Source organism: Psychromonas sp. SP041, assembly GCF_000470315.2.
In the GTDB taxonomy this organism is placed as follows: Bacteria; Pseudomonadota; Gammaproteobacteria; order Enterobacterales; family Psychromonadaceae; genus Psychromonas.
On sequence record NZ_CBRF02000016.1, the window covers coordinates 96453 to 104756 of the forward strand.

The following is an 8304-nucleotide window of genomic DNA, read 5'->3' on the forward strand; positions in this document are numbered from 1 at the left end:
ATGCCACGTTCTCTCAAGAAGGGTCCTTTTATTGACCTACACTTGCTGAAGAAGGTAGAGAAAGCGGTTGACAGTAACGAGAAAAAGCCTATTAAGACTTGGTCTCGTCGCTCTATGATCATTCCTGATATGATTGGTCTAACTATCGCTGTCCATAACGGGCGTCAACACGTGCCAGTATTCGTAACTGATGAAATGATCGGTCACAAACTGGGTGAATTTGCACCAACTCGTACTTACCGTGGCCATGTCGCGGATAAGAAAGCGAAGAAATAGAGGTAATTATGGAAGCTTTAGCTAAACATTTATACGCTCGTTCTTCGGCTCAGAAAGCGCGCCTGGTAGCAGATCAAGTACGTGGTCTTCCAGTAGAAAAAGCACTAGAACTTTTATCATACAGCCCTAAGAAAGCTGCTGTTTTGATTAAGAAAGTTGTAGATTCTGCAATTGCAAACGCCGAGCACAATGAAGGCGCTGATGTTGATGAGCTAGTTATCACAAAAATTTGTGTTGACGAAGGTCCTACAATGAAGCGAATCATGCCGCGTGCGAAAGGTCGTGCCGATCGCATAATGAAGCGTTCTTGCCATATCACAGTAGTGGTATCAGACAGGGGTTAAACAATGGGACAGAAAGTTCATCCTAACGGTATTCGCCTAGGTATCACTAAAGCATTTAGCTCTACTTGGTATGCAGGCAAAAAAGATTTTGCAGATAACTTATACAGTGATTTTCAAATCCGTAAATTCTTAACAGAGAAATTGAAAAATGCTTCTTTGTCTAAAATTACTATTGAACGTCCAGCGAAAAGCGTACGTGTGACTATTCACACAGCTCGTCCTGGTGTTGTAATTGGTAAGAAAGGCGAAGATGTTGAGTTACTACGTACAGCTATTGCTAAAATGGCCGGCGTTCCAGCTCAAATCAATATCTCAGAAGTTCGTAAACCTGAACTTGACGCAAAACTAGTAGCAGATTCAATCTCTTCTCAGTTAGAGCGTCGTGTTATGTTCCGTCGTGCTATGAAGCGTGCGGTACAAAATGCTATGCGTCTAGGCGCTAAAGGTATCAAAGTTCAAGTTAGTGGTCGTCTTGGTGGTGCAGAAATCGCTCGTGACGAATGGTATCGTGAAGGTCGTGTACCTCTGCATACTCTTCGTGCCGATATTGATTACTCAACATCAGAAGCATTGACTGTTTACGGTATCATTGGTGTTAAGGTTTGGATATTTAAAGGCGAGATTCTTGGTGGTTTACCACTTCAACAAGAAGAAGCGCCAGCTAAACCAAAACGCAAAGGTCGCGGTAAGTAGGAGTAAAATCTAATGATGCAACCAAAACGTATGAAGTTCCGCAAAATGATGAAAGGCCGCAACCGTGGTCTTTCTAAAGGTGCGGAAGTAAGCTTTGGCGAATTTGGCTTAAAAGCAACTGGTCGTGGTCGAATTACTGCTCGTCAAATCGAAGCAGCACGTCGTGCAATGACTCGTCATGTTAAACGTCAAGGTAAAATCTGGATCCGTGTGTTTCCTGATAAACCGATTACCAGCAAACCGTTAGAAGTGCGCCAAGGTAAAGGTAAAGGTAACGTGGAATATTGGGTTGCTCAAACTCAGCCAGGTAAAGTTCTTTATGAAATGGAAGGTGTTCCAGAAGCATTGGCTCGTGAAGCATTTGCTCTTGCAGCAGCTAAATTGCCAGTGGCAACAACTTTCGTAACTCGTAAGGTGATGTAATGAAAGCTAACGAACTTAAAGAAAAAAGCGTTGAAGAGCTTAATGCTGAACTTCTAAACCTATTACGTGAGCAATTTAACTTACGTATGCAGTTAAACACAGGTCAGTTAGAAAAGCCGCACTCAGTTAAACAAGTGCGTCGTGACATCGCCCGTGTTAAGACAGTATTAAATCAGAAGGCAGGTGCGTAATGAGCGAAAAAAATACTCGTACTCTTCAAGGTAAAGTAATCAGTGCAAAGATGGACAAGTCTATCGTTGTAGCAATTGAACGTAAAGTGAAGCACCCGTTATACGGTAAATTCATGAAGCGTACTACTAAGCTACATGCACATGATGAAACAAACCAATGTAATGAAGGCGACTACGTAGAAATTAGTGAATGTCGTCCTTTATCTAAGAATAAATCTTGGACATTGGCAAAAATCGTAACCAAAGCATAATTAACTGATTTTCAGGTAATTTAATTTGATTACATAAGCTAAACGGTACTCATGATTTGAGTGCCGTTTTTTTAGACTATCTTTCTAATAAAGTTGGTGGTATGATGCCGCTCCCTGAAACATGGGAACACGACTCATTTAGAGAGTATCAATAGTAAATAGCGGAGCACTATAATGATCCAAATGCAAAGTGTGCTAGATGTCGCCGACAATAGTGGCGCTCGACGCGTAATGTGTATTAAGGTCCTTGGTGGCTCGCATCGCCGTTATGCAGCAATCGGTGACATCATCAAAGTTTCTGTGAAGGAAGCAATTCCTCGTGGAAAAATTAAAAAAGGTGATGTTCATTCAGCTGTGGTAGTGCGTACCAGAAAAGGTGTACGTCGTCCCGATGGTTCTGTAATTCGTTTTGATCGCAACGCTGCGGTTATCTTGAATGCAAACAACCAGCCTGTCGGTACACGTATCTTTGGCCCTGTAACCCGTGAGCTTCGAAATGAAAATTTCATGAAGATAGTCTCACTGGCGCCAGAAGTACTGTAAGGAACCGAAAATGGCAGCAAAAATAAAACGTGACGATGAAGTAATTGTTATTGCCGGAAAAGATAAAGGTAAAACTGGGAAAATTTCTCAAGTTTTAGCTAACGGTAAAGTAATTATTGAAGGTGTAAACATTCAAAAGAAACACCAAAAGCCAAACCCACAAGCGGGCGTAGCTGGCGGTATCATTGAACAAAATGCACCGATCGAAGTATCAAATGTTGCGATCTACAACTCGGCAACGAGTAAAGCAGATCGTGTTGGATTTAGACTAGAAGACGGACAAAAAGTACGTTTCTTCAAATCTAATAATGAACTTGTGAAGTAACTGGAGTTTACGATGGCGAAACTGCATGATTTCTATAAAGACAACGTGGTGTCTGATTTGCAAAAGCAATTCGACTATACGTCTGTCATGCAAGTCCCTCGAATAGAGAAAATCACCCTTAATATGGGTGTTGGTGAAGCACTGGCTGATAAAAAAGTCCTAGAGCACGCTGCGTCAGATATGGCAGCAATCTCAGGTCAAAAGCCAATGATCACTAAAGCACGCCGCTCTGTGGCAGGCTTCAAAATTCGTGAAGGCTACCCGATTGGTTGTAAAGTAACACTACGTGGTGCACGTATGTGGGATTTCTTTGAGCGTTTGGTAACAATCGCTATCCCACGCGTACGTGATTTCCGTGGCCTGAATGCTAAGTCATTCGATGGTCGTGGTAACTACTCTATGGGTGTTCGTGAGCAAATCATTTTCCCTGAAATCGATTACGATAAAGTTGATAAAGTACGTGGTTTAGATATCACAATTACTACTTCAGCTAAGTCTGACGAAGAAGCACGCGCACTTTTGTCTGCGTTCAACTTCCCATTCCGTAAGTAAGGAGTTAGAAAATGGCTAAACAATCAATGAAAGCGCGTGAAGTAAAACGTGAGAAGTTAGTTGCTAAGTTCGCTGAAAAGCGTGCAGCATTAAAAGCAACTATTAATAATCTAAATACTGCTGACGAAGATCGTTGGAATGCAGTATTAGAGCTTCAATCGCTACCTCGTGATTCAAGTTCAGTACGTCAACGTAACCGTTGTAACGTTACTGGTCGTCCACATGGTTATCTTCGTAAATTTGGCATGAGCCGTATTAAGGTTCGTGAGCATATGATGCGCGGAGAAATCCCTGGCCTGAAAAAAGCCAGCTGGTAATCAATTAATCACGGAGTAAATAGTTATGAGCATGCAAGATCCTATTTCGGATATGCTAACGCGTATTCGTAACGGTCAAGCAGCAAGCAAAGTATCTGTTAAGATGCCTTCTTCTAAGCAAAAAGTTGCAATTGCAGCTGTGCTTAAAGCAGAAGGTTATGTTTCAGATTTCGCTGTTGCTGGTGACACAAAGCCTGAATTAGAAGTTACTTTAAAGTACTTCGAAGGCAAAAAAGTAATCGATACTATCAAACGAGTAAGCCGCCCAGGTCTTCGTATCTATAAAGGTGCAAATGATCTTCCTAAGGTTATGGCTGGTTTAGGTATTGCGATTGTTTCAACTTCTCAAGGTGTTATGACTGACCGAGCTGCGCGTAATGCAAGCATCGGCGGTGAGATCATCTGTTACGTATCTTAAGGAGTAATCTATGTCTCGTATAGCTAAGGCACCGATTACTGTTTCTGCTGGCGTAGAAGTAAAAGTAAATGGTCAAGAGATCACTGTTAAAAGTGGTAAAAGCGAATTAGTTCGTACTCTTAATGATGCTGTTATTGTTAATTTAGAAGATGGCGTATTAACTTTCGCACCTGTTGAAGGTGTTAAAGACGCATGGGCACAAGCAGGTACTGCACGTGCTAACGTTAACAATATGGTTGTAGGTGTAACTCAAGGCTTTAAGAAGACTCTTCTTCTTCAAGGTGTTGGTTACCGTGCACAAGTTAAAGGTCAAGATGTAAACCTAACTTTAGGTTTCTCTCACCCTGTTGTATATGCATTACCTCAAGGTATTTCTGCTACGGCTCCAAGCCAAACAGAAATCATCATTGAAGGTTCTGATAAACAACAAGTAGGCCAAGTAGCTGCAGAGATTCGTGCTTTCCGTCCGCCAGAGCCTTATAAAGGTAAAGGTGTTCGTTACGCTGATGAAAATGTGCGTCGTAAAGAAGCGAAGAAAAAGTAAGGTAAGACACTATGGATAAGAAAGCATCTCGTCTTCGTCGTGCTACCCGCACACGTAAGAAATTGCAAGATCTTGGTGCAACTCGTCTTGTGATCAACCGTACACCTCGCCATACTTACGCGCAGGTAATTACAGCAGACGCACAAGTCGTAGCAAGCGCTTCTACATTAGAAAAAGAAGTGATTGCACTAGTTAAGAACGGTGGTAATAAAGAAGCAGCTCAACTAATTGGTAAATTAGTTGCAGAACGTGCGGTAGAGAAAGGAATTTCTAAAATTTCTTTTGACCGTAGCGGTTTCCAATACCACGGTCGTGTTGCAGCACTAGCTGACGCAGCTCGTGAAGCTGGTCTACAGTTCTAAGGGTAAAGATTATGTCAAAAGTAGAATCTCAAACCGGTGATCTGAACGAAAAGCTAATCGCAGTAAACCGTGTTTCAAAAGTAGTTAAAGGTGGTCGCATCTTTAGCTTCACAGCACTAACAGTTGTTGGTGATGGTAATGGTCGTGTTGGTTTCGGCTATGGTAAGGCTCGTGAAGTTCCAGCAGCTATTCAAAAAGCTATGGAAAAAGCACGTCGCAATATCAGCGAAATCCAATTAAAAGGTAACACTCTGCAACACCCAGTTAAGGGCCGTCATTCTGGTTCTAAGGTGTACATGCAACCAGCATCGGAAGGTACTGGTATCATCGCAGGTGGTGCAATGCGTGCCGTGTTAGAAGTTGTTGGTGTACAGAATGTACTATCAAAAGCTTACGGCTCAACTAACCCAATTAACGTTGTCCGCGCTACGATGGATGCACTAGAGAGTATGAACTCTCCAGAGCAAATCGCAGCTAAGCGTGGCTTAAACGTTAGTGATATTCTGGGGTAATTCAGCATGGCTACTAAAACGATTAAAGTAACTCAAACCAAAAGTGCAATTGGCCGTTTACCGAAGCACCGTGCAACATTAACAGGTCTAGGCCTGCGTCGCATCGGTCACACAGTAGAGTTGCAAGATACTCCTGCTGTACGTGGTATGGTTAATAAAGTTTACTATATGGTTAAGGTTGAGGGGTAATTATGAAACTAAATACTCTATCTCCAGCTGCTGGTTCTAAACCAGTACGTAAACGTGTCGGTCGTGGTATCGGTTCTGGACTAGGTAAGACAGGTGGCCGCGGTCACAAAGGTCAAAAATCTCGTTCAGGCGGTACTGTACGTCCTGGTTTTGAAGGCGGTCAAATGCCATTAAAACAACGTTTACCAAAATTTGGTTTTACATCTCGTAAATCTCTAGTTAGCGGTGAAGTTCGTTTGAACGAAATTGCTAAAGTAGAAGGCGATATCGTAACACTAGAAACGTTGAAGCAGGCAGGTCTACTAACAAACACAACTAAGTTTGCTAAAGTAGTTCTATCTGGTGAAATCTCTCGCTCAGTAACAGTACAAGGCCTTGGTGTAACCAAAGGTGCTCGTGCTGCAATTGAAGCGGCGGGCGGAAAAATCGAGGAATAATAGGCAATGGCTAAGAAACCAGGATTAGATCCAAAAGCGGCACAAGGAAGCAAATTGAGCGAACTTAAAACACGTTTATTGTTTGTTTTAGGCGCTATATTAGTGTTCCGTGCAGGTTCTTTTGTTCCAATTCCTGGTATTGACGCCGCTGTCCTAGCTGATTTATTCCAACAGCAAAAGGGTACCATCATAGAAATGTTTAACATGTTCTCTGGTGGTGCGCTTGAGCGTGCTTCTATCTTTGCATTGGGTATAATGCCGTATATTTCTGCGTCTATTATTATTCAATTGTTAACGGTAGTTCATCCTCCTTTAGCTGAGCTAAAGAAAGAGGGTGAGTCTGGTCGTCGTAAGATAAACCAGTACACACGTTACGGTACTTTGATATTAGGTACGTTCCAAGCAATTGGTATTGCAACCGGTTTGCCTACGATGATGCCTGGACTTGTTGAAAATGCAGGTCTAAGCTTTTACATCACGGCAGTTGTAAGTTTAGTGACAGGAACTATGTTCCTTATGTGGCTAGGTGAGCAAATAACTGAGCGCGGTATTGGTAATGGTATTTCTATCATTATTTTTGTAGGTATTATTGCTGGGTTGCCATCGGCAATCGGGCAAACTGCTGAGCAAGCACGACAAGGTGAAATTCATCTTCTAGTGCTATTAGCATTAATTGTTATCGTTTTTGCAACTACTGCTTTTGTAGTATTTGTTGAACGTGGTCAACGACGTATCGTTGTTAACTACGCTAAACGCCAACAAGGCCGTAAGGTTTTTGCTGCTCAAAGTACTCATTTGCCATTGAAATTAAATATGGCTGGTGTAATCCCTGCAATTTTTGCTTCGAGTGTTATCTTATTCCCTGGTACTATTGCCCAGTGGTTTGGTCAGACTGAAGGTTTAAGCTGGTTATCGGATGTTTCATTGGCTTTACAGCCGGGACAACCGTTGCATATGATGTTATATGCAGCTGCTATTATCTTCTTTTGCTTCTTTTATACTGCACTTACGTTTAATCCACGTGAAACTGCAGATAATCTGAAGAAAAGCGGTGCCTTTATCCCAGGAATTCGTCCAGGAGAACAAACATCACGTTACATTGATAAAGTAATGACGCGTCTAACATTAGCTGGTGCGTTGTATATTACCTTTATCTGTTTGATTCCCGAGTTTATGATGGTTGCAATGAATACACAGTTCTACTTCGGTGGTACGTCGTTATTAATTATTGTTGTTGTTATCATGGACTTTATGGCACAGGTGCAGACTCATTTGATGTCTAATCAATATGATTCTGTCTTGAAAAAAGCTAACTTGAAAGATTACGGAAAATAAACCGAGTCTGATAGTTATAATCACGGAGTGTTGCAATGAAAGTTCGTGCATCCGTTAAAAAAATCTGTCGTAACTGCAAAGTTATCAAACGCCACGGTGTGGTGCGAGTTATCTGCGTAGAGCCAAAGCATAAACAACGCCAAGGCTAATCCACAGAGATTTTGGATATATCAGCAGCTTAGGTGGTTAATTCCATCTAAGCTGTGTTTTGTTTGCTAATTTATCATTTGTCGAGTATCCTACCGGGCTTTTCGCAAATGAATCGTTAACTTTAAGGAGTGCATAGTGGCCCGTATCGCTGGCATTAACGTTCCTGATCATAAGCATGCAGTTATCGCATTAACTGCTATTTTTGGCATTGGCAAGACTCGTTCACAAATTATTTGTGCTGAGTCAGGTATTGCTGAAAATACTAAGCTTAAAGATCTGGATGAAACACAAATCGAAGCTCTTCGTACAGAAGTAGCTAAATTCGCCGTTGAAGGTGATTTACGTCGTGAAGTATCTATGAGCATCAAGCGTCTAATGGACCTTGGTTGTTACCGTGGACTTCGTCATCGTCGCAGCTTGCCTGTACGTGGACAGCGTTCTA

The 8304-nt window shown here is 42.0% G+C and carries 19 protein-coding genes; all 19 read left to right on the forward strand.

The window, feature by feature from the left end:
- A complete protein-coding gene (rpsS, locus tag SP041_RS10770) occupies positions 1–276 on the forward strand; it encodes a 30S ribosomal protein S19 (protein ID WP_025563080.1) in 276 nt (91 codons plus the stop codon).
- Positions 277–284: 8 nt separating this feature from the next.
- On the forward strand, positions 285–620 hold the full coding sequence (rplV, locus tag SP041_RS10775; RefSeq protein WP_025563079.1) for a 50S ribosomal protein L22: 336 nt from the start codon (positions 285–287) through the stop codon (positions 618–620).
- Positions 621–623: 3 nt separating this feature from the next.
- The gene (rpsC, locus tag SP041_RS10780; RefSeq protein WP_025563078.1) at positions 624–1313 is read left to right on the forward strand and encodes a 30S ribosomal protein S3; all 690 of its coding nucleotides are present in this window, start codon (positions 624–626) and stop codon (positions 1311–1313) included.
- A gap of 12 nt (positions 1314–1325) precedes the next feature.
- Positions 1326–1736, forward strand: a complete 411-nt coding sequence (gene rplP / locus SP041_RS10785) for a 50S ribosomal protein L16 (RefSeq protein WP_025563077.1) — start codon at positions 1326–1328, stop codon at positions 1734–1736.
- Positions 1736–1927, forward strand: a complete 192-nt coding sequence (gene rpmC, locus SP041_RS10790) for a 50S ribosomal protein L29 (RefSeq protein ID WP_025563076.1) — start codon at positions 1736–1738, stop codon at positions 1925–1927. Before rplP ends, rpmC begins: the two co-directional genes overlap by 1 nt.
- On the forward strand, positions 1927–2178 hold the full coding sequence (rpsQ, locus tag SP041_RS10795; RefSeq protein ID WP_025563075.1) for a 30S ribosomal protein S17: 252 nt from the start codon (positions 1927–1929) through the stop codon (positions 2176–2178). Before rpmC ends, rpsQ begins: the two co-directional genes overlap by 1 nt.
- Before the next feature lie 174 nt (positions 2179–2352).
- On the forward strand, positions 2353–2721 hold the full coding sequence (rplN, locus tag SP041_RS10800; RefSeq protein ID WP_025563074.1) for a 50S ribosomal protein L14: 369 nt from the start codon (positions 2353–2355) through the stop codon (positions 2719–2721).
- Between the two features lie 10 nt (positions 2722–2731).
- A complete protein-coding gene (gene rplX / locus SP041_RS10805; RefSeq protein ID WP_025563073.1) occupies positions 2732–3046 on the forward strand; it encodes a 50S ribosomal protein L24 in 315 nt (104 codons plus the stop codon).
- A gap of 12 nt (positions 3047–3058) precedes the next feature.
- Positions 3059–3598 (forward strand): 50S ribosomal protein L5, encoded by a 540-nt coding sequence (rplE, locus tag SP041_RS10810; protein ID WP_025563072.1) that lies wholly within the window; start codon positions 3059–3061, stop codon positions 3596–3598.
- 11 nt (positions 3599–3609) lie between these two features.
- Positions 3610–3915 carry a 30S ribosomal protein S14 gene (gene rpsN / locus SP041_RS10815; RefSeq protein ID WP_025563071.1) on the forward strand — a complete coding sequence of 102 codons (306 nt, stop codon included), beginning with the start codon at positions 3610–3612 and terminating at the stop codon, positions 3913–3915.
- 25 nt (positions 3916–3940) lie between these two features.
- Entirely contained in the window at positions 3941–4333 is a 393-nt protein-coding gene (rpsH, locus tag SP041_RS10820) for a 30S ribosomal protein S8 (RefSeq protein ID WP_025563070.1), read from the forward strand.
- A 10-nt stretch (positions 4334–4343) separates the two neighbouring features.
- A complete protein-coding gene (gene rplF, locus SP041_RS10825) occupies positions 4344–4877 on the forward strand; it encodes a 50S ribosomal protein L6 (RefSeq protein ID WP_025563069.1) in 534 nt (177 codons plus the stop codon).
- Positions 4878–4888: 11 nt separating this feature from the next.
- Complete coding sequence (gene rplR, locus SP041_RS10830; RefSeq protein WP_025563068.1) at positions 4889–5239, forward strand: 50S ribosomal protein L18; 351 nt, start codon at positions 4889–4891, stop codon at positions 5237–5239.
- Positions 5240–5250: 11 nt separating this feature from the next.
- Entirely contained in the window at positions 5251–5751 is a 501-nt protein-coding gene (rpsE, locus tag SP041_RS10835) for a 30S ribosomal protein S5 (protein ID WP_025563067.1), read from the forward strand.
- A gap of 6 nt (positions 5752–5757) precedes the next feature.
- On the forward strand, positions 5758–5940 hold the full coding sequence (gene rpmD / locus SP041_RS10840) for a 50S ribosomal protein L30 (RefSeq protein WP_025563066.1): 183 nt from the start codon (positions 5758–5760) through the stop codon (positions 5938–5940).
- 2 nt (positions 5941–5942) lie between these two features.
- The gene (rplO, locus tag SP041_RS10845; protein WP_025563065.1) at positions 5943–6377 is read left to right on the forward strand and encodes a 50S ribosomal protein L15; all 435 of its coding nucleotides are present in this window, start codon (positions 5943–5945) and stop codon (positions 6375–6377) included.
- Positions 6378–6383: 6 nt separating this feature from the next.
- Positions 6384–7712: a preprotein translocase subunit SecY gene (secY, locus tag SP041_RS10850; RefSeq protein ID WP_025563064.1), complete on the forward strand. Its 1329-nt coding sequence runs from the start codon at positions 6384–6386 to the stop codon at positions 7710–7712.
- A gap of 35 nt (positions 7713–7747) precedes the next feature.
- Positions 7748–7861 carry a 50S ribosomal protein L36 gene (gene rpmJ, locus SP041_RS10855; RefSeq protein WP_011770886.1) on the forward strand — a complete coding sequence of 38 codons (114 nt, stop codon included), beginning with the start codon at positions 7748–7750 and terminating at the stop codon, positions 7859–7861.
- Positions 7862–7997: 136 nt separating this feature from the next.
- On the forward strand, positions 7998–8304 hold a 307-nt coding region (rpsM, locus tag SP041_RS10860), incomplete at its 3' end, for a 30S ribosomal protein S13 (protein WP_137297752.1).

Coding starts and splice junctions, on each gene's coding strand:
- rpsS (WP_025563080.1), top strand. CDS start 1: ATGCCACGTTCTCTCAAGAAGGGTCCTTTTATTGACCTACACTTGCTG.
- rpsN (WP_025563071.1), top strand. CDS start 3,610: ATGGCTAAACAATCAATGAAAGCGCGTGAAGTAAAACGTGAGAAGTTA.
- rplR (WP_025563068.1), top strand. CDS start 4,889: ATGGATAAGAAAGCATCTCGTCTTCGTCGTGCTACCCGCACACGTAAG.
- secY (WP_025563064.1), top strand. CDS start 6,384: ATGGCTAAGAAACCAGGATTAGATCCAAAAGCGGCACAAGGAAGCAAA.
- rplP (WP_025563077.1), top strand. CDS start 1,326: ATGATGCAACCAAAACGTATGAAGTTCCGCAAAATGATGAAAGGCCGC.
- rplX (WP_025563073.1), top strand. CDS start 2,732: ATGGCAGCAAAAATAAAACGTGACGATGAAGTAATTGTTATTGCCGGA.
- rplF (WP_025563069.1), top strand. CDS start 4,344: ATGTCTCGTATAGCTAAGGCACCGATTACTGTTTCTGCTGGCGTAGAA.
- rpsQ (WP_025563075.1), top strand. CDS start 1,927: ATGAGCGAAAAAAATACTCGTACTCTTCAAGGTAAAGTAATCAGTGCA.
- rpmC (WP_025563076.1), top strand. CDS start 1,736: ATGAAAGCTAACGAACTTAAAGAAAAAAGCGTTGAAGAGCTTAATGCT.
- rplO (WP_025563065.1), top strand. CDS start 5,943: ATGAAACTAAATACTCTATCTCCAGCTGCTGGTTCTAAACCAGTACGT.
- rplN (WP_025563074.1), top strand. CDS start 2,353: ATGATCCAAATGCAAAGTGTGCTAGATGTCGCCGACAATAGTGGCGCT.
- rpsC (WP_025563078.1), top strand. CDS start 624: ATGGGACAGAAAGTTCATCCTAACGGTATTCGCCTAGGTATCACTAAA.
- rplE (WP_025563072.1), top strand. CDS start 3,059: ATGGCGAAACTGCATGATTTCTATAAAGACAACGTGGTGTCTGATTTG.
- rplV (WP_025563079.1), top strand. CDS start 285: ATGGAAGCTTTAGCTAAACATTTATACGCTCGTTCTTCGGCTCAGAAA.
- rpmD (WP_025563066.1), top strand. CDS start 5,758: ATGGCTACTAAAACGATTAAAGTAACTCAAACCAAAAGTGCAATTGGC.
- rpmJ (WP_011770886.1), top strand. CDS start 7,748: ATGAAAGTTCGTGCATCCGTTAAAAAAATCTGTCGTAACTGCAAAGTT.
- rpsE (WP_025563067.1), top strand. CDS start 5,251: ATGTCAAAAGTAGAATCTCAAACCGGTGATCTGAACGAAAAGCTAATC.
- rpsH (WP_025563070.1), top strand. CDS start 3,941: ATGAGCATGCAAGATCCTATTTCGGATATGCTAACGCGTATTCGTAAC.